At 40.4% G+C, this 19,304-nt stretch carries 15 protein-coding genes and 1 tRNA gene; 12 read left to right on the top strand and 4 right to left on the bottom strand.

All coding sequences use genetic code 11. From position 1 onward, the window contains the following. Positions 1-91 precede the first annotated feature (91 nt). The 8 genes from AC6CH7_RS01300 (at position 92) to AC6CH7_RS01265 (ending at position 10,009) form a co-directional block, all read left to right on the top strand. Positions 92-697: a TetR/AcrR family transcriptional regulator gene (locus tag AC6CH7_RS01300; protein ID WP_498260951.1), complete on the top strand. Its 606-nt coding sequence runs from the start codon at positions 92-94 to the stop codon at positions 695-697. 79 nt (positions 698-776) lie between these two features. Beyond that, positions 777-1,976 (top strand): efflux RND transporter periplasmic adaptor subunit, encoded by a 1,200-nt coding sequence (locus tag AC6CH7_RS01295; RefSeq protein ID WP_498260950.1) that lies wholly within the window; start codon positions 777-779, stop codon positions 1,974-1,976. Positions 1,977-1,987: 11 nt separating this feature from the next. Then, positions 1,988-5,194, top strand: coding sequence for an efflux RND transporter permease subunit (locus tag AC6CH7_RS01290; protein ID WP_498260949.1), 3,207 nt, complete (start codon positions 1,988-1,990; stop codon positions 5,192-5,194). A gap of 71 nt (positions 5,195-5,265) precedes the next feature. Next, the gene (locus tag AC6CH7_RS01285; protein WP_498260948.1) at positions 5,266-6,672 is read left to right on the top strand and encodes an efflux transporter outer membrane subunit; all 1,407 of its coding nucleotides are present in this window, start codon (positions 5,266-5,268) and stop codon (positions 6,670-6,672) included. Positions 6,673-6,744: 72 nt separating this feature from the next. Next, a complete protein-coding gene (locus AC6CH7_RS01280; protein ID WP_498260947.1) occupies positions 6,745-7,311 on the top strand; it encodes an NAD(P)H-dependent oxidoreductase in 567 nt (188 codons plus the stop codon). A gap of 59 nt (positions 7,312-7,370) precedes the next feature. Next, positions 7,371-7,931 (top strand): NAD(P)H-dependent oxidoreductase, encoded by a 561-nt coding sequence (locus tag AC6CH7_RS01275; RefSeq protein ID WP_498260946.1) that lies wholly within the window; start codon positions 7,371-7,373, stop codon positions 7,929-7,931. A gap of 934 nt (positions 7,932-8,865) precedes the next feature. Beyond that, complete coding sequence (locus tag AC6CH7_RS01270) at positions 8,866-9,366, top strand: helix-turn-helix transcriptional regulator (protein WP_172660916.1); 501 nt, start codon at positions 8,866-8,868, stop codon at positions 9,364-9,366. Position 9,367: 1 nt separating this feature from the next. Continuing rightward, positions 9,368-10,009: a nucleotidyl transferase AbiEii/AbiGii toxin family protein gene (locus AC6CH7_RS01265; RefSeq protein ID WP_498260945.1), complete on the top strand. Its 642-nt coding sequence runs from the start codon at positions 9,368-9,370 to the stop codon at positions 10,007-10,009. A 408-nt stretch (positions 10,010-10,417) separates the two neighbouring features. On the opposite strand, the gene AC6CH7_RS01260 is transcribed toward AC6CH7_RS01265, so the two are convergent. From AC6CH7_RS01260 to AC6CH7_RS01245, 4 genes are all read right to left on the bottom strand, one after another. After that, positions 10,418-11,992 (bottom strand): hypothetical protein, encoded by a 1,575-nt coding sequence (locus tag AC6CH7_RS01260; RefSeq protein ID WP_498260944.1) that lies wholly within the window; start codon positions 11,990-11,992, stop codon positions 10,418-10,420. A gap of 406 nt (positions 11,993-12,398) precedes the next feature. Continuing rightward, positions 12,399-12,472 (bottom strand) — tRNA-Arg (locus tag AC6CH7_RS01255). Positions 12,473-12,584: 112 nt separating this feature from the next. Then, positions 12,585-13,049, bottom strand: a complete 465-nt coding sequence (locus AC6CH7_RS01250) for a redoxin domain-containing protein (RefSeq protein WP_498260943.1) — start codon at positions 13,047-13,049, stop codon at positions 12,585-12,587. 91 nt (positions 13,050-13,140) lie between these two features. Further along, complete coding sequence (locus AC6CH7_RS01245; RefSeq protein ID WP_498260942.1) at positions 13,141-14,043, bottom strand: SDR family oxidoreductase; 903 nt, start codon at positions 14,041-14,043, stop codon at positions 13,141-13,143. Positions 14,044-14,281: 238 nt separating this feature from the next. Between AC6CH7_RS01245 and atpD the strand changes: the two genes are divergently transcribed. The 4 genes from atpD (at position 14,282) to ilvD (ending at position 19,279) form a co-directional block, all read left to right on the top strand. Beyond that, entirely contained in the window at positions 14,282-15,787 is a 1,506-nt protein-coding gene (atpD, locus tag AC6CH7_RS01240; protein WP_048903946.1) for a F0F1 ATP synthase subunit beta, read from the top strand. Positions 15,788-15,812: 25 nt separating this feature from the next. After that, the gene (atpC, locus tag AC6CH7_RS01235) at positions 15,813-16,055 is read left to right on the top strand and encodes an ATP synthase F1 subunit epsilon (protein WP_498260941.1); all 243 of its coding nucleotides are present in this window, start codon (positions 15,813-15,815) and stop codon (positions 16,053-16,055) included. A 585-nt stretch (positions 16,056-16,640) separates the two neighbouring features. Next, entirely contained in the window at positions 16,641-17,531 is an 891-nt protein-coding gene (locus tag AC6CH7_RS01230; RefSeq protein ID WP_498260940.1) for a branched-chain amino acid transaminase, read from the top strand. 50 nt (positions 17,532-17,581) lie between these two features. After that, positions 17,582-19,279 (top strand): dihydroxy-acid dehydratase, encoded by a 1,698-nt coding sequence (gene ilvD / locus AC6CH7_RS01225; RefSeq protein WP_498260939.1) that lies wholly within the window; start codon positions 17,582-17,584, stop codon positions 19,277-19,279. Positions 19,280-19,304 lie beyond the last annotated feature (25 nt).

Below are 19,304 nucleotides of genomic sequence, written 5' to 3'. Positions count from 1 at the left end.
GGGTAATTTTGCCTTAACAATAACAACAAGAATATGAAAACAAAAATGGCCACAGCAACCCTCGCTGTCATGCCCATAACCAGTGCAAGCTATGGGAAGTAAGGAAAGGATACTTCGTCTGAAAGACGAAACCAGGACAAACATTCTGAATGCTGCATTGTACATTGCCCAGGTTGAGGGTTGGCAAGCACTGAGCATGCGGAAAATTGCAGATCAGATTGAGTATACCGCGCCGATTATTTACGAATATTTCACCAACAAAGAAGGCATTCTGCTGGAGTTAACCAGAAGTGGCTACCTGGTTTTGACCCGGGAAATACGGGAGGCCCGTGACAGATACGAAAAGGCAGAAGATAAAATGGAAGCCATGTGGATTGCCTATTGGAATTTTGCTTTTACCCACCAGGAATTTTACCGGCTGATGTACGGAGTAGACATGGTCAGCTGCAGCGATAACAGCCAGCTGCCTGAAATTGACAACCTCTATGCAATGTTGTCCGAAGTTATTGAATCCTTATTCCGAAAAAAGCCAGTTGCTGAAGACAGCATCTGCCTAAAATACCATACCTATTGGTCGGTCATTCACGGGCTGGTATCCATTAATCTGGTACACCTTAACGGCAGAACAACTGACCGGTTAAACCAGCAAATCTTAAAAGACGCCATCAAGGGCATCACCCTATCTATCAACAGTTGATTTTTTTTAACCAATGATTTAACGCTGTTAAAAATTATCACACATCACTCAATAATTAAAATTTAAAATATATAATCTCATGAATGCTATCCATTATCTTTTTGATTCAATTAACGCCGTAAAATGGCTTAATCAATTCAGGCACCTGATTGTTCTAACTATAATTGCGATCAGTTTACTTGGCTGTAAACCTTCTGGCGATCAATCGGCCGCTGCGTCCCCACCTGCCTTGCCGGTGAGTATGGTTAATGAAACCTCAGAAACCACTTTCGCTGAATACCCTGGTGCTATCCAGGGAACAGTTGACATCGATGTGCGTCCGCAGGTGAGCGGGTATATACAAAGTGTCCTGGTGAATGAAGGCGCATATGTTTCTGCAGGTCAAACCCTATTTCTAATCAATGCCCAACCCTACAAAGAGGCACTGAACAATGCAAAAGCTACCCTGCAGGCCGCTGAAGCTGCAATATTAAACGCACAATTGGAGGTTGATAAATTAACGCCACTGGTTGAAAACAAAGTGGTTTCAGAGTTTCAGCTGCGCACAGCGAAGACCGCTTACCAGATCGCGCAGGCAAATGCCCAGCAGGCCAAAGCAGGTGTTGCCTCAGCACAGATTAATTTGAGCTATACCAAAGTCAAGGCGACCGTGAGCGGCTACATCGGCCTGATCCCTAAAAAACAGGGAAGTTTGGTTTCACCTGCCGATCAAACCCCATTAACCCAGCTCTCGGATATCGACCAGGTACATGTTTACTTTGCCCTGGCGGAAAATGATTTCAACACGTTCAACAAAAACTATCCTGGAAAAACTCCCGGCGACAGGATTAGACAACTTCCCCCGGTTGAATTACTGTTGTCCGATAATTCTGTTTATCCCCTTAAAGGAAAAATTGATATGATCAGCGGCCAGTTTGATAAAGGTACTGCTGCAATCACTTTAAGGGCTACTTTTCCCAATGACAGCGGGAATTTGCGTTCAGGAAATACAGGTAAGCTTCGATTAGGTCTGACCCATGATAAGACCATTTTAGTTCCGCAGTCAGCAACAATGGAGATGCAGGACAAAGTCTTTGTATTTGCCCTGGGTAAAGGCAACAAAGTTACCAAAAGACCGATTTCAGTGATCGGAAAAACCGGAACAAATTACCTGGTTGGAGATGGTTTAAAACCGGGTGACCAGATCGTACTGAGCGGCCTCGACCGCTTGCAGGAAGGACAGGTAATCCAGCCTCAAAAAGCAACTGCAATGGCTGCTCAATTAATTCACAACAAATAAGATTTACGACCATGTTCAAAATATTTATACAAAGACCTGTACTGGCTACCGTTATTTCCATTATACTGGTGATATTGGGTGTAATCAGCCTGATTAAGCTGCCCATACAGCAGTTTCCTGATATCGCGCCGCCATCTGTTGTGGTCAGTGCACTGTATCCGGGTGCAAATGCTGAAACAGTTTTGCGTTCGGTAGCGCCATCACTGGAAGAATCAATCAACGGCGTTGAAGATATGACCTACATGAACTCAACGGCCAGCAATGACGGGACGATATCCATCGCTGTTTATTTTAAACTGGGTACAGACCCTGACCAGGCAGCCATTAACGTTCAGAACCGCGTGTCACAGGCATTGAGTCATTTGCCTGCCGAAGTAGTTCAGCAAGGGATCACCACATCTAAACAACATGTTACTTTTATGATGGGTATTGGTTTATATACCGAGGATGAATCCAGGTATGATCAGACCTTTGTTGGCAACTACGCCGAGATCAATATTCTCCCTGAACTAAAACGTATTCCGGGGGTTGGTTTGGCAAGTATATATGGGGGATCAAAAGATTATTCAATGCGGGTATGGTTAAACCCATCCCAGATGTCGGCCCACCAAGTAACTCCCAATGAAGTTACCCAAGCCATCCAGGATAAAAGTCTGGAAGCGGCGCCGGGAAAATTTGGCCAGCACAGTAAAGAAGTATTTGAATATGTGATCAAATACAAGGGCAAACTGACCAAGCCGGAAGAATATGGGAATATCGCAATCAGGTCCAACCCTGACGGTTCGGTACTTCGCTTAAAAGATGTGGCGAGGGTAGAATTGGGCACCTTTTCTTACAACAGCATAACCCGTTTAAGCGGTAAAAAAGGTGTGGTTCTGGGTATCCTTCAGTTATCAGGCGCAAATGCCAATGAAACACAGATAGCCGTACGAAAAGCAATGGAGAAGGCCTCCAAAAGTTTTCCGGCCGGAATAAAACACCAGATCTTTTTTAGCACCAAAATAGCACTGGATGAATCTATTGCACAGGTAAAGGACACGCTGATCGAAGCCTTTATTCTAGTATTTGTTGTCGTATTCCTATTCCTGCAGGATTTCCGCTCGACCTTGATCCCGGCTATTGCTGTTCCGGTGGCCATATTAGGCACCTTCTTTTTCATGCATATCTTTGGTTTCTCGATCAATCTGCTGACCCTGTTTGCCCTGATACTGGCCATCGGCATTGTGGTGGATGATGCGATCGTGGTCGTCGAGGCCGTTCATGCAAAGATGGAACATAAGGGCCTGGGGCCGAAAGCAGCTACCCATGAGGCCATGCATGAAATTTCCGGGGCGATCATCTCCATTACTTTAGTCATGGCAGCAGTGTTCGTGCCAGTGGGTTCAATGGAAGGTTCTACCGGTTTGTTCTATCGTCAGTTTGCCTTTACCATGGCCATAGCGATTGTCATCTCGGCTGTAAATGCCCTGACGCTAAGCCCTGCATTGGCAGCATTGTTCCTGAAAGATGTCCATGGCGCTCCTGCTCATGATGGAGAAATACCGGTTAAAAGAGGCTTTAAAGAAAAGTTCTTCATCGGTTTTAACAGCAGCTTTAACGCGATAACCAATCGTTATGTGGGCGGTTTGAAATTTCTGATCAACCATAAATGGCTAAGTATGGCTGGTTTGGCGCTGGTGACCATTGCTACTGTGGTCATGATAAAATTTACACCCTCAGCATTTATACCCACAGAAGATCAGGGATTTATCGCCATTGCTTTAAATACGCCATCGGGAACAACCCTTGACGGAACTCAAAAAGTAATGAAGCAGGCAGAAACCTCCTTAAAGAAATTGGACGCTGTACGCTTTGTAACTGCCATTTCTGGTTTTGATGTGCTCACCAACTCCATGAGTCCATCTAAGGGGATCATCTACATTTTATTAAAGCCCAGCAAAGAGCGGGGTGAGGTGAAAAATCTCGATGCCATTATGGACCAGGCAAGAGGTAAAATGAGCGAAATTACCGGGGCTGGGGCATTTGTTTTCAGCTTCCCGACGGTTCCAGGTTTCAGCAGCGTGGAAGCTTTGGACCTGGTCTTACAGGATAAAACAGGGGGTAAACTGGATAAGTTCAGTGGTATTTCCCAGCAGTTTATTACAGAGTTAATGAAACGCCCTGAAATTGGTGTAGCCTTTACCAGCTTTAAAGCTGATTATCCTCAATTGCAGATGGAAATTAATGACGATAAAGCAGGTCAGCTAGGCGTTAATGTAAAAGACATCCTGGAAACCATGCAGGCGTATTTCGGCAGTGCCCAAGCCTCAGATTTTAACCGCTTTGGTAAATATTACAGGGTAATGGTCCAGGCCGATATTACTGACCGGGCGGATCCCTCAGCTATAGACCGTGTTTTTGTTAAAAATAAGGCGGGTGATATGGTACCAATGAACTCGTTGGTAAAATTAAGCCGGGTCTATGGTTCGGAGACAGTTTCAAGATATAACATGTTCAATTCGATCTCGGTCAATGCGATACCGAAGCCCGGTTTTAGTTCCGGCGCGGCCATCAGAGCGGTTGAAGAGGTGGCTGCTCAGCAGCTGCCAGAGGGATACACCTATGAATTCTCCGGTCAAACCCGTGAAGAGATCGCTTCCGGAGGACAGTCCACCCTGGTATTCATCTTATGTCTGGTCTTTGTGTATTTCCTGTTGGCAGCGCAATATGAAAGCTATATCCTTCCACTGGCAGTAATCCTGTCTTTGCCGGCCGGAATATTCGGCGTCTTCGTAGCCATTGGGTTGACAGGTATCTCCAACAGCATCTACGTTCAGGTAGCGCTGATCATGCTGGTCGGTTTGCTTGCCAAGAATGCGATTCTAATCGTTGAATTCGCGGTACAGCGAAGAAAGGCCGGCCTGTCACTATTCGATGCGGCCATAGAGGCAGCCAAATTAAGGCTCCGTCCGATCATCATGACCTCACTGGCTTTTGTGGCCGGGTTGTTCCCGATGAGTATTGCCACTGGACCGTCTGCACAAGGTAACCATTCGATCAGCATCGGCGCAGCCGGAGGTATGGTATCCGGTGTATTGTTAGGACTGTTCATTATCCCGGTCCTGTTCGTCATCTTCCAGCACCTGCAGGAGAAAATCAGCGAAAAACATGTTGAAAAGGATCCGGACAAGGCTGGCCACGAGCATCCTGTCAAACAATTAGAACCGGAATTATCATAATATCCTGCCAAAACTCAATCCCCTCCGGATTCGGAGAGGATATGGGTAGGACAAACATCAAAAAGAAACAAATGAAAAAGATATTAAGCGCAGCAGTCTTATTAATGATCATAAGCGCCTGCAACGTTTCCAGAAACATGGAAACACCAACACCAGAATTGCCTGCTGCTTTCAGGAATGCGGTAGCCACTGCCGACACCAGCAGCATTGCTGACTTGCAGTGGAAAGACTTTTTTAGCGACGCGATCCTGCGACAGCTGCTTGATAGCGCGATCAAAAACAATTTTGATATGCAGATCGCACTAAAAAATATGGAATCTTCACGACTGTTATTCAAACAGATCAAGTTTAATTACACACCTCAGGCAAGTTTAAACGTTTCTGCAAATACCAACCGCCCATCAGACAATAGTTTGAATGGGCTGACCCTGAAGCAGTTTTTAGGCACTAACCACATAGAAGATTACAACGCTAACCTCTCTCTATCATGGGAGGTAGATATCTGGGGCAGGATCCGCAATCAGAGCAAAGCCGCGCTGGCTCAATACCTCCAAACCGCCGAAGCCAGGAAGGCGATCCAGACCAGTATTGTGTCTTCTGTATCGCAGGGCTATTATAACCTTTTGATGCTTGATGAACAGCTGGATATTGCCCAGCGAAATCTCAGGCTGAACGACAGTACACTGCAAATTATTAAATTGCAGTTACAGGCAGGACAGGTTAGTTCACTTGCTGTTCAGCAAGCAGAAGCACAACAATTGGCAGCGGCTCAGCTTGTGCCGCAATTTGAGCAGAACATCGCCATCCAGGAAAATGCCCTGCGCGTCCTTACCGGAGTGTTGCCTGATCGTATTGAGCACAGTACGCGTTTAAATCAGCTTAATCCTGCAGAAAATATACCTGCGGGTCTGCCATCTGAGGTGGTAAGCCGCAGACCTGATGTACGCAGTGCTGAGTTAGCACTTAGCGTGGCCAACGCAAATGTCGGCTTTAATAAAGCTAGCATGTATCCCGTACTGAGTATAACTGCAGCGGTTGGGGTAAACTCCTTGAAGGCCAGTAACTGGTTCAACATACCGGCATCATTGTTCGGCACGGCGGCCGGCAGTGTTTTACAACCCGTTTTCAATCGCAAAAAACTGAAAACCCAGTATGAAGTATCAAAAATTGAGCGGGAGAAGGTGGTACTGCAATTCCGGCAGTCAGTGCTCAATGCCGTTGGTGAGGTATCTGATGCACTGGTAACAATCGAAAAGCTGAAAGCGCGCCAGGGCATTGCTGCCAGTCGTGTGCAGACCTTACAGCAGGCTACAGACAATGCCAATTTGTTATTTAAAAATGGTATGGCCAACTACCTGGAGGTCATCACCGCTCAAAGTAATGTACTGCAAAGCGAACTGGAACTGGCCTCTATAAAGCGCCAGCAGCTAAGCGCCGTTGCAGAACTTTACCGCTCGCTTGGTGGTGGTTGGAAATAATTATAATACCTACAACGGGTTATATAGATCTACTTAACCCCTCTACCTTTTTTACCCAATTTTTACCATAACATGAAAACATTAATTATCGTTATCCATCCTGACATTAAAAATTCAGTAATCAATAAAAGATGGATCAAAGAATTAGAAAAATTCCCAGAACAGTTCCATGTGCATCAATTACATGAAGTTTATCCTACCCAGCAATTTGATATTGCAGCAGAACAGAAGCTGATCGAAGAACATGATCGGATTGTTCTGCAGTTCCCCTACTATTGGTTCAATTGTCCGGCATTATTGAAAAAATGGATGGATGAAGTTTTTACCCATGGCTGGGCGTATGGGAGTCAAAGCGGCCATAAATTAAGAGCGAAGAAGTTTGCTTTGGCTATATCATTAGGTCTAAAGGAAGAAGAAGTACAGCCCGGCGCAACTTATAAATATTCGCTCGAAGAAATGACCCGCCCGTTCGAATTAACATTTGAGTACCTAAAAGCCGATTACAGACCACTTTTTGCTTACTACGGAATGACCTATAATCCTTCGGAAGAATGGGTTGAAAAAAGCGTTCCATTGTACCTCAAATTTCTGGATCAATTTCAAAGGGAACAAAGCGACACATATATCGGAGTCGCTTAAATAAAGCTAATAGACAAATATTCCTGCCAACGCAAATTTGCTATATAATTTAATATACAATGAAAACATTGATCATCGTCATCCATCCTGACATTAAAAATTCACGAATAAACAAAAGATGGATTCAAGAATTAGAAAAATTCCCAGAAAAAAATCACGTACACCAATTACACGAGGTTTATCCTAGCCAGCAATTTGACATTGCAGCAGAACAAAAAATGATTGAAGAACACGATCGGATTATTTTTCAGTTTCCTTTCTACTGGTATCATGGCCCTGCATTATTAAAGAGATGGATGGACGAGGTTCTTACCCATGGCTGGGCATATGGCAACACAAGCGGCTATAAATTAAGGGGAAAGAAGATAGCATTGGCTATTTCATTAGGCCTTAAAGAAGAGGAAGTAAAGAAAGGGGGAGCTTACAAATATTCTCTCGAAGAAATGACCCGTCCCTTCGAACTGACATTTGGGTACGTGAAAGCCGATTACAGACCTCTTTTTGCTTATTATGGAATGGCCAACAACCCTTCAGAAGAATGGATAGAAAAAAGCGTTCCCTTGTACATCGATTTTTTGAATCAGCTAACTGCGACAAATGATAGTGCCAACACGGCCTGACTGCCAGAAACAGTTATGAACTCGGGCTTTTTATAATAAACTATAAAACAGCTTCATAAAGTTATTAGCCCCCCGTTTGAAAGAAATGGTCGGCTTAAGCTTTCAAAAAGGCCACTTTTTATCAAAGCGGCCTTTTTGTCGATTATCTCCTCTGTTGATGAAATATCCATGTAAGGACTTATTTCAGGAGATTGCCATTAATTCTAAAGCTGAAAAACAATCCTTCCCATTTGGGAATTTTCACAAATACCAATTCCTATATGGGATTTCATTAGAAAATCAGATATTAAGGAATTGATATAATAACGCCAATCGTAGCTTTTTTATCTACTATATTGGAAGAATACTAATGAATTCACGATTCATGAATTGTGAATTTACATCAACCAACCGTGGACTGGCACATCAGAAATAACTTTACTCTACAAGTGTTAGTATTGCCCCACGTATCATTCGTGTTATCATTCTTGCTCCACAAGTTTTGGGATTGATCCTGTTAACTAGGGTTTTATGGACACATCCATAAACAAAAAAGGCCTTTAGAAATCATCTAAAGGCCTTATAAAAATTTTCAAGAATCTTTCCCATATGGGAAACTTTGTTTGTGCTCCCAGATTTATTCCGATCACACCAATTCCTTAAGGATTTGAAGGTTGTTTCTGAAATGAAGAACTATATTCAAAACATGCGAAATACCCGCTTAAGGCTTCTAAAAGGCTGATTTTAGCTTGTTTACTCTACAAGTTAATCATGAAATCCGACCTTCCCATGTGGGAATTTGTAATTTGGCCCATTTCCCACATGGGATCAGCTTTTTTTGAACTATTTTGAATATCAGTCGTAATCACTATAATAGATAAATTAAATTTAGCAAACAAAAATTAAGAGATATTGTACGATCTATTATATAATCATTTTTGTTTATATTTGTATTATGGAAACGGCACTTGAAAATTATAGAGGTATTCATCCTGGTATGATTCTAGCGCGTGAGCTAAAAAAGCGGAATCTTAAAAAACGTCCATTTGCATTATCTCTGCAGATATATCCACAGACAATTAATGATATAACGAAAGGCAAGCGAAGCATACCAACTGCATTGTCCTTAAAAATTGATAAAGCATTGGGATTGGAAGAAGGAACCATGCATTTATTGCAGGCATATTTTGAAATTGAGAAAGAAAAGCATAAGCAACAGGATCATCCGGATCTTTCTGTTATACGCAAAATCCTCTTCTGGGATACAGATTTCGATCAGATCAATTGGAAAGATCAATATAAATCAATAATTGAGCGCGTATTTGAGCGTGGGAATAATGAGGAAAAACAGGAAATCCTCAATTTTTATGGAAAAGAAAAAGTAAAATTCATTACTGGCAGCGATAAAATTGCAGGCAATAGCCTTCCTGTAATGAGGAATATAAAAACCAAATAGGATGTATTGGAATACTGTGAACAAAACCCTGAAAGACGGCTTGCTGTTGCTAATGAAAAAGGAAGAATTCGCGAGTTTCCGTCTTGTTGGAGGTACAGCATTGAGTCTTCATCTGGGACATAGGATGTCGGTAGATATTGACCTATTTACCGGGGAACCTTACCGATCCATAGACTTCGATGCCATTGAAGCATGTCTAAAAAACAGTTTCGCTTATGTGCATGGAGATTTTGGCGGCAATCACGTTATGGGTAAATCTTATCTAGTTGGAACCGATCAAGATCATGTAGTCAAACTCGATGTATATTATTCCATGGATCCATTCTTCCAACCATACGTTGACTCAGATGGTGTTCGAATGGCTACGATAGAGGAGATTATTGCTATGAAAATAGATGTAATTCAGAGAGGTGGCCGTAAAAAAGATTTCTGGGACCTGCACGAGCTGCTGCCGCAATATCCAGTCAACACCATGATTGATTTACACCGTCAGCGTTTTGAGTGGACACATGATCCAAATCTGATCCGGAAAAATTTCTCGAATTTTGATAACGCCGATCCAGATCTCAATCCAATTTGCCTTCGCGGGAAGCAATGGGTCTTTATCAAAGAGGACCTGCTCGAAGCACTTGGTGCAGAATAAACTTCAAAAGAAGAAAAGGTATTGGGGGAGTTTCATATCCAAATTCACAATTCATGAATTGTGAATTCGCAAACACGTATCTTCAGAAACAAAAAAGAGTCTGTATCATAAATCATGATTACAGACTTTTTTTTGTTTAATAGATTTTTTATTTTGCTGATTTCGAGGGTTTTGCAGTAATATTTTTGGGACTAATATCGTTTAAACATCTGATTTTCGTGTATTTATAATAATAATCAGATAGTTAAACCAAATTTAAAACCATAAAAACTAACTTAAAACACTTAAAATCAATACTATAAAAAAACTTACTAAGTGAAAAAGAGCCTGATATCATGATTTATGATACAGGCTCCTCTCTATTCCATTTCTTAAATTAATTATCACTCAAAGCTAAGTCAAGCAACATTAAATACTTATTACATTGGCTTTAAATGTCTTAACTATGGTCTGTTTTGGGGACCCGTCTTTTGGAACTACATCAAAAGACACACGAACAGCGGCTTCAGCTGCGCTTGGTGGGCTACCAGGTAACACAGATAAATAAGATATTGTAACCGCTGTGGGATCAGAAGCAACTATTCCGTGCCCCAAAATATCTTCTTTATTTTGAGATGAAACACTAATGTCATTAAGAGTAGTATTATTGATAATAGATGTCATATCATATGCCAAAACTTCATATTTAATATTACTGATTGTAGCATCAGATAAGACTGCTGGATTAAAAACTAAATTAAAAGAATTTAGGTTAATAGTATATCTTCTTGTTGGAGCGTACCCTTTTGTTCTTCCATGCCAAGGGTCTGGCTCTCCAGGAGGCACTTGCGGAAGGATAACGCTTGGATTTGTAACTTCTTGGTACACTTGTGGTTTACCATCAACATAAAAAACCCCCATTGGTTGGTTATATGCCGGATAAAAAGGAACAGCCTGGTCATTATTTAATGTGCCTGGAATAGCGAAAACGTTGTCAAACAATTGACTGCTAACTGTAGAACTTCCATTAACAGTAATGTTAGTGTTGAGCGTTAATGAAACTTTTTCATTAATCGTAGTCCTTTTTGTAAAACCAAAAATGCCATTTAAAAACCCACTTATACTGCCTGCCAAACCATTTGTAATTGCTGTTGCTACCTTCGGTTTATCTGTACTGTCTAAAAAACTTATAGCTTGAGTCGCGTGTGATGATCCTACACCAAGAGCCGCATTGACAACAGTATTTGTTAAGGCTCCGAAAAAATTTGTTTTTGAAGAAGGGACAGCAATAGTTCCATTTAAGCTTCCTGTTTGCGTTCCGTTCAAAGTAATACTTGCAATACTATTGGGGTTTATTTGCCACTCCATTGTCGTTGTGGGATAAGCTGTACTAGCAGTATTTTCGTCATAAGCTAGTTCAAACTCGGAAGCATACCATGAACCGGTCGAGGAGACTTGAAAGGGTTGAAGCTGTGTAACAGCCGATTGGTTTACATCATAATTTACAATATCGCTTCCTGAAAAATTTAATACAGGTGAGCTGGCAGCAGCCGATCCATTGATTGATAGTTCGGAAACAATATTATTGGAAGGATAATTCTGCCCGGGAGCAAAATAAAAATAAGTTCTCAAAACACCTCTATATTTATTGTAAAGCATAAAATATGATGGATTGTAAACAACACCAGCATTAAAAGTATTGTAAACCAATTCCCACCCATCAGATTCGGCGTAATCTGAGATTATGTCTTGATTAATTTTTACCCCACCTAGCCCTGACTGCCAAGGTACAGGTATCGGTGTTACATTAGGAGGCACGGGCATAAACGAGATGTTTTCCCAATCTAACGGGAATGATGGTGTTCCTGTTAAGGTGCTAGCCGATACGCTCTTACTTTCTAAAGCTTTGTCATAGCTTAGGGATTGGTCTAAATTACTTTTCTTGCAGCTAAAATTTAGTAAAATTAGCATCATAGGTAGAGTGAGAGTTAGAGATTTTTTCATTTGATAATAGGGATTTTTGTGTATGATAGTCTAAAAATAATTCTTTTTTAAAAACAAAGGAGGACGTATCATTATGATACGTCCTCCTTCTTTACTTTGGCTAATTTCTATTGTAAAACAATGAAGAGAATACAAGGTTAGCCATTTTTTCCAACTTCGCTAATTTTTCCTCTATGTTCACGAAGTCGGAAAAATTGATTTTGGATCAAGGTACTATGTTCTTATACCATTTCGGTCCAGGTGAAGCTGTTTTATCCCCTTTTCCATAGAAATTGAATAAAATTATTGTTGCCAAAATGTTGACACAGAAAAATTAAACTTGAATTTGGGATTTTTGTAAAAAAACCCTTCTGGCTACCAAACCGAAGGGTTTTTATTTTTGTGTTTAACGGAAAAAATCCGTTTGTGCACTTGTAGGGATTCGAACCCCAAACCTTCTCATCCGTAGTGAGATGCTCTATCCAATTGAGCTACAAATGCGTTTTTCTATTATAACTCCGTTTCGTTAACGGACTGCAAAAGTAATGCTTGAAATTCAAAATAGCAATATTTTTTATAAAATTATTCTGAGCATTACTCTTGCAGAACTGTATTATGCTTCTACTGCTTTCTTAATCGCATCAAAATCAGGCATATTACCGGCATCTTCTAAAACTTCTGAATGGATAATTTTCCCTTCTTCGTCCAAAACAAACGCAGCTCTTTTAGAGACACCCTTTAAATTGAAGACAAAATCTTCGTAAAATGCACCGTAAGCCTGCGATATTTCTTTATTAAAATCCGAAAGTAACGGAAATTGGTAAGCTTGATCTTCTTTGAATTTAGCCAGGGTAAAAGGAGAATCAACAGAAATACCAATAACAGCAGCATTCATTCCTTCATAATAACCAAAGCTATCTCTCATTGTACATAACTGAGCAGTACAAACACCTGTAAATGCCATAGGGAAAAAATGTACAACAACTTTTTTTCCTTGATAATCTGAAAGAGCTACTTCTTTCAACTCAGAACTGAATAATTTAAAATCCGGGGCTTTATCGCCAACTTGTAATGCCATAGTATGATTAAGTTTATTGTTCAAATATAAATTTGTGATCCTCTTCTTTCAAATCAAATACTAAAGATGAGAAAACACTGACCCCTCTGCCCTACTTCTTTAATTGCTGATCCAGAATTACCAATCCTTCTTCAAAACTGTGTGGATTATAACCTAGGTCCCGAATAGTCTTGTCCAAAACAAAACCTGTTCTTACAGGTCTTTTTGCTGTTTGATTAAGCGTTTCTGCACTGATCTCACTGATCATGCTTTTATCAAGCTTCCAATAATCAGCTACTCTTGCTACCAGTTCAGAAATACTCATCATATCCTTTCCCGAAGCATTATATACCCCCTGCGCATTCTTCTCAACTGCAAGCAGGCAGCAATCAGCCAAATCCTCTGCTAGCGTAGGCATGCGCCATTGATCGTTAACTACGTTTATTGGCGAACCTTTTTCTAAAGCTCCTTTTGCCCATAGCACTATATTACTACGGCTCATATCACTTACTATACCATATACTAATATAGTACGCAAAATTGCCCATCTGCAATTAGAGGCTTTAATAACGTTCTCTGCCTCGACTTTCGTTTGTCCGTAATAGCTTAAAGGACTTGGATCTGCCTCTTCATCGTAAGGCCCTTTTGCACCATCAAAAATAAAATCGGTTGACAAATGCACCAACTGGATATCGTACGCCTCGCAAACTGAGATTAGTGTTTTTACCGATTCCACGTTCAACTGATAAGCCAATTCCTTTTGATCTTCGCAGGTATCCACGTTGGTCATGGCTGCAGTATGAATGATGGCATCAGGCTTGTAACGCCCAACAACTTCCTTCACATTCTGCGGATCCAGAATGTCCATTTCGGCATAAGTATATCCATCTTTAACAGGAAAACGATCAGCCCCTTTTGATGTTGCAATTAACTTAAATTGCTTCGTAGCAGATAACCGCTCTGTTATTTTCTGACCCAAAAGGCCATTACTTCCTGTAACTAGTATGGTTTTCATTAATGATTATTTACAATTTTCAACAGCTGCTAATGCAGCAAAATCACTATTTAATGCTTTAAAAGGCATAATTAAAGCTTCAATAATACCGGCTAAATTATTGATTAAAAAACTGTGGAAAAACTTTTTATTTATATATGTATTTCTTGTATAAAAATTTTAACTTTGCAAACCGAATTGTAGGCCCATAAAACAGCCTTTAACAAATTGATATTTATAATTTTACCCAAAACAATATATGCCTAACATTGGAAAAATAGCGCAGATTATAGGACCGGTAGTTGACGTGAGTTTTGCTGACGATGCTCATTTACCTCAAATTTTCTCTGCATTAGAGATTGAAAAAGAAAACGGACAGAAAGTCGTTTTAGAAGTTCAACAACATCTTGGTGAAGACCGCGTACGTGCAATTGCAATGGACTCAACCGATGGTTTGGTTCGTGGAATGAAAGCATTAGACACTGGTGCTCCTATTCAAATGCCCGTTGGCGATCAAATTAAAGGTCGCTTATTCAATGTTGTTGGTGAAGCTATCGATGGTATTAATACTGTTAGCAAAACCGGTGGCAGACCAATCCACAATGCTCCTCCTAGATTTGATGAGTTATCAACTGAAACTGAAGTACTTTTTACAGGTATTAAAGTAATCGATTTATTAGAGCCTTATGCAAAAGGTGGTAAAATCGGATTGTTCGGTGGTGCTGGGGTAGGTAAAACGGTATTGATCATGGAATTGGTAAACAACATCGCGAAAGCTTATGCTGGTTTATCTGTATTCGCTGGTGTTGGTGAGCGTACTCGTGAAGGTAACGACCTTTTACGTGAGTTTATCGAGTCTGGTGTAATCAACTATGGTGAAGACTTCCTTCATTCAATGGAAAAAGGCGGATGGGATTTGAGTAAAGTTGATACCGAAAAATTAAAAGAATCAAAAGCAACATTGGTATTCGGTCAAATGAATGAGCCTCCTGGTGCACGTGCTCGTGTAGCATTATCAGGATTAACAGTTGCTGAATATTTCCGTGATGGTGATGGCGAAGGCGCTGGAAAAGACATCCTTTTCTTCGTTGACAACATCTTCCGTTTCACTCAGGCTGGTTCTGAGGTATCTGCACTATTAGGTCGTATGCCTTCTGCTGTAGGTTACCAACCAACCCTTGCTACTGAGATGGGTTTAATGCAAGAGCGTATTACTTCAACTAAACGTGGTTCAATTACTTCGGTACAGGCTGTTTACGTACCTGCGGATGATTTAACTGACCCGGCTCCGGCTACAACTTTTGCCCACTTGGATGCTACAACAGTATTATCCCGTAAAATTGCTGAGTTAGGTATCTATCCTGCAGTGGATCCATTGGATTCTACTTCACGTATCTTATCTCCAGCTGTTTTAGGTGATGAGCACTATAATACAGCTCAACGTGTTAAAGAAACATTACAACGCTACAAAGAATTACAAGATATCATTGCAATTCTTGGTATGGACGAGTTATCTGAAGAAGATAAATTAGTTGTATCGCGCGCACGTCGTGTTCAGCGTTTCTTGTCTCAGCCATTCCACGTTGCTGAGCAATTTACAGGCTTAAAAGGTGTATTGGTTGACATTAAAGATACCATCAAAGGATTTAACATGATCATGGATGGTGAAGTTGATGAATATCCTGAAGCTGCATTTAACCTAGTTGGAAGCATTGAAGAGGCTATTGAAAAAGGTAAAAAACTATTAGCTGAAGCAAACGCTTAATTTTTAAAGCGTACATAATATATATATGACATTAGAAATATTAACCCCAGATAAGAAAGTTTTTGAAGGTGACGTAACTGCGGTTACTGTTCCTGGCACCATGGGATCTTTTCAGATACTACATGACCATGCACCTATTATTTCAACTTTAGAGGATGGACCTGTAATTATTAAATCCAAAACTGGCACTGAAACCTTTACTATAAAAGGTGGTGTAGTTGAAGTTTTAAAAAACAAAATTATTGTGTTAGCCGAAGGGGTTGCCTAATATTTAATCATACAATATTCTAAAAGCCCTTTGAAAATTTCAAAGGGCTTTTTTTATTTACACTCTTGTCATCGAGAGGAGAGTTGACGACAGGTTGGTGACGGAAAAAATCACCCCTGAAAAAATCAAAATTTCAATCAACTTTTTTAAGGTTTTCCACATTTTAAGAAGAAAATGCACAAATTTATAATGCTAGCATAACACCTATACCGAATACCGATTTCATATTTGGTATAGCGACCACCACGTTAAGATATTAAAATGACGTATATTTAAGAATATTATTCTTAAATATACTCAAAATAAAGAATTATATTTTTTTTCATTTATTTTCATTCACCTATTGATAGTTTAACCGCCAAGAGGTAAATTGGATTCTATAAAACAACAAGAAATTAAACAACGATATGAACCTTTCAGTCAACGTCTTATTTACTGTAATTGTTAACCTAATTCTCCTACTGATTATTCAGAAGGATAAGGCGCTATAAAGGAATATTGAATACTTAAAATATACTAGAGCGCCACCACAAGTGGCGCTTTTTTAATGAAACATCTAAAATACAAAAACATACCTGACAAAAAATGCAATACTTCAATTCAAATACCATACTTTATTTAAATGGGCGGTTCGAAAAAGCGGCCGATACAAACGCCGATTTGTATGGTCAGTCGTTACATTACGGCTATGCAGTTTTTGAAGGGATAAGGGCCTACTCCACCCACAATGGTACCCGTATTTTTAAAGTAAGAGAACATTTCGAAAGATTAAAACGCTCTGCAGAATTAGTTCATATTCCATTTACATGGGATATAAATAAATTAATCAAACAAACCTACCGGTTATTAGAAATCAACAATTTAAAGGATGCGTATATCCGTCCTTTAATATACTGTCCGCCTGCCATGTCATTGGTTGCAGCAAAAGAAGCTTCAATCATGATCTGTGTTTGGGACTGGGAAGCTTATCTTGGCCATAAACTGCTTAAAGTTTGCGTATCAAGTTTTGAGCGTCCAAATCCTAAATCTACACCCATTGAGGCTAAGGTTAGCGGCAACTATGTTAACTCAATACTAGCCACCACAGAGGCTAAACGTAAAGGATTTGATGAGGCTTTGTTGCTTGATATGTATGGCAACGTCGCTGAAGCCCCAGGCGCAAATATCTTTATCGAAAAAAATGGCAGGTTATACACCCCTCCTCTGGGAAACATTTTACCAGGTATTACCCGCGCTACAGTAATTGAACTATGCCATATTTTAGATATAGAAATTATTGAAAAACATTTATCAGTAAAGGACCTTAAACATGCAGATAGTGCATTTTTCTGTGGTACAGCTACTGAAATTGCAGGAATAGGATCGGTCGACGAATATACATTCCCCTTAAAATGGACCGAAAGTGTTGGTGCAACCATACAACGCACCTATAAATGCCTGGTATTGGAAAAACAGAACTACGAAGTAATCATATAACTACTACATAATATAATAAGTAAATAACAAAAAAGACCTAACCACATAATATGTCACAAACACCAGAAATCAATCGCTACAGTAAAACTTTTACACAAGACCCAACACAACCAGCTGCACAAGCAATGTTGTACGGAATTGGTTTAACTAAAGCAGATATGGAAAAAGCTCAGGTTGGTATTGCCAGCATGGGATATGATGGAAACACCTGCAACATGCATTTAAATGATTTAGCCAAAATCGTTAAAGATGGTGTATGGAAAAATGACATGGTCGGTTTAACATTCAGCACTATTGGTGTTAGTGATGGTATGTCTAACGGAACAGATGGAATGCGCTATTCTTTAGTTTCAAGAGATGTTATTGCAGATTCAATTGAAACCATTTGTGGTGGACAATACTACGATGGATTGATCACTATACCTGGTTGCGATAAAAATATGCCAGGATCTATCATGGCAATGGGCCGTTTAAATCGCCCATCTATCATGGTTTACGGTGGAAGTATCCACTCTGGAAACTACAAGGGTAAAGCATTAAACATTGTTTCTGCTTTTGAGGCATTAGGTCAAAAACTTGCAGGTAACTTAGAAGAAGAAGATTTCCAGGGTGTAATCAGAAATGCTTGTCCTGGTGCTGGTGCTTGCGGAGGGATGTATACTGCTAACACTATGGCTTCTGCTATCGAAGCGCTAGGTATGAGTTTGCCTTATAGCTCTTCATATCCTGCATTAAGTGAAGAAAAAAGAAACGAGTGTTTAGAAGCCGGTAAAGCAATCAGAATTCTATTGGAAAGAAATATCCTTCCTTCAGATATCATGACAGAAAGATCATTCCACAATGCTATCGTAACGGTTATGGTTTTAGGTGGATCTACCAATGCCGTGTTGCATTTAATTGCAATGGCTAAATCGGTAGGCCTAAATTTACAACTTAGTGATTTCCAAAAAATCAGCGACAGTACTCCAGTACTTGCCGACTTAAAACCAAGCGGAACTTATTTAATGGAAGATCTGCATGAAATTGGCGGTGTACCTGCTGTTTTAAAATACCTGATAAAAGTTGGTTTAGTTCATGGCGATTGTATCACTGTTACTGGTAAAACATTGGCAGAGAATGTAGCAGATGCTGTAGATCTTGACTTCGATAAACAAAAAATTATATTCCCGGTAACTGAACCAATTAAAGAAACCGGTCACTTACAAATGCTTTACGGTAACCTTGCAACTAAAGGTGCTGTAGCTAAAATCAGTGGTAAAGAAGGTGAAAAATTTGTAGGCCCTGCCCGCGTGTTCGACGGAGAGCAGAAACTGATTGCAGGAATTCAAAGCGGAAAAGTAAAAAGCGGAGACGTAGTCGTAATCAGACAGGTTGGTCCTAAAGGAGCTCCGGGTATGCCCGAAATGCTAAAACCAACTTCGGTTATTATAGGTGCAGGCTTAGGTAAAACTGTTGCTTTAATTACAGACGGTCGTTTTTCCGGTGGCACTCACGGTTTCGTAGTAGGGCACATCACTCCTGAAGCATGGGATGGCGGAAACATCGCACTAGTTCATGATGATGACATCATCACTATCGATGCGGTAAACAATTCAATTGATGTTCATTTAACTGAAGAGCAGCTGGCAACCCGCCGAGCGGTTTGGAAACAGTTACCACCGCCCGTCACAAAAGGAGTGCTCTACAAATACCTTAAACAAGTAAGCAATGCCAGCGAAGGCTGTGTTACTGATGCCTACAACGATTAACTAATTAGAAAACCTATACCCTAAA

The sequence above is a fragment of the Pedobacter sp. GQ55 genome (genome assembly GCF_059758925.1).
The sequence above is the reverse complement of the archived record's forward strand: the minus strand, read 5'-3'. Positions and strand labels throughout refer to the sequence as shown.

Bases quoted from the DNA above. Each gene is read 5' to 3' on its own strand.
- AC6CH7_RS01300 (WP_498260951.1), top strand. From the start codon at position 92: ATGGGAAGTAAGGAAAGGATACTTCGTCTGAAAGACGAAACCAGGACA.
- AC6CH7_RS01295 (WP_498260950.1), top strand. From the start codon at position 777: ATGAATGCTATCCATTATCTTTTTGATTCAATTAACGCCGTAAAATGG.
- AC6CH7_RS01290 (WP_498260949.1), top strand. From the start codon at position 1,988: ATGTTCAAAATATTTATACAAAGACCTGTACTGGCTACCGTTATTTCC.
- AC6CH7_RS01285 (WP_498260948.1), top strand. From the start codon at position 5,266: ATGAAAAAGATATTAAGCGCAGCAGTCTTATTAATGATCATAAGCGCC.
- AC6CH7_RS01280 (WP_498260947.1), top strand. From the start codon at position 6,745: ATGAAAACATTAATTATCGTTATCCATCCTGACATTAAAAATTCAGTA.
- AC6CH7_RS01275 (WP_498260946.1), top strand. From the start codon at position 7,371: ATGAAAACATTGATCATCGTCATCCATCCTGACATTAAAAATTCACGA.
- AC6CH7_RS01270 (WP_172660916.1), top strand. From the start codon at position 8,866: ATGGAAACGGCACTTGAAAATTATAGAGGTATTCATCCTGGTATGATT.
- AC6CH7_RS01265 (WP_498260945.1), top strand. From the start codon at position 9,368: ATGTATTGGAATACTGTGAACAAAACCCTGAAAGACGGCTTGCTGTTG.
- AC6CH7_RS01260 (WP_498260944.1), bottom strand. From the start codon at position 11,992: ATGAAAAAATCTCTAACTCTCACTCTACCTATGATGCTAATTTTACTA.
- AC6CH7_RS01250 (WP_498260943.1), bottom strand. From the start codon at position 13,049: ATGGCATTACAAGTTGGCGATAAAGCCCCGGATTTTAAATTATTCAGT.
- AC6CH7_RS01245 (WP_498260942.1), bottom strand. From the start codon at position 14,043: ATGAAAACCATACTAGTTACAGGAAGTAATGGCCTTTTGGGTCAGAAA.
- atpD (WP_048903946.1), top strand. From the start codon at position 14,282: ATGCCTAACATTGGAAAAATAGCGCAGATTATAGGACCGGTAGTTGAC.
- atpC (WP_498260941.1), top strand. From the start codon at position 15,813: ATGACATTAGAAATATTAACCCCAGATAAGAAAGTTTTTGAAGGTGAC.
- AC6CH7_RS01230 (WP_498260940.1), top strand. From the start codon at position 16,641: ATGCAATACTTCAATTCAAATACCATACTTTATTTAAATGGGCGGTTC.
- ilvD (WP_498260939.1), top strand. From the start codon at position 17,582: ATGTCACAAACACCAGAAATCAATCGCTACAGTAAAACTTTTACACAA.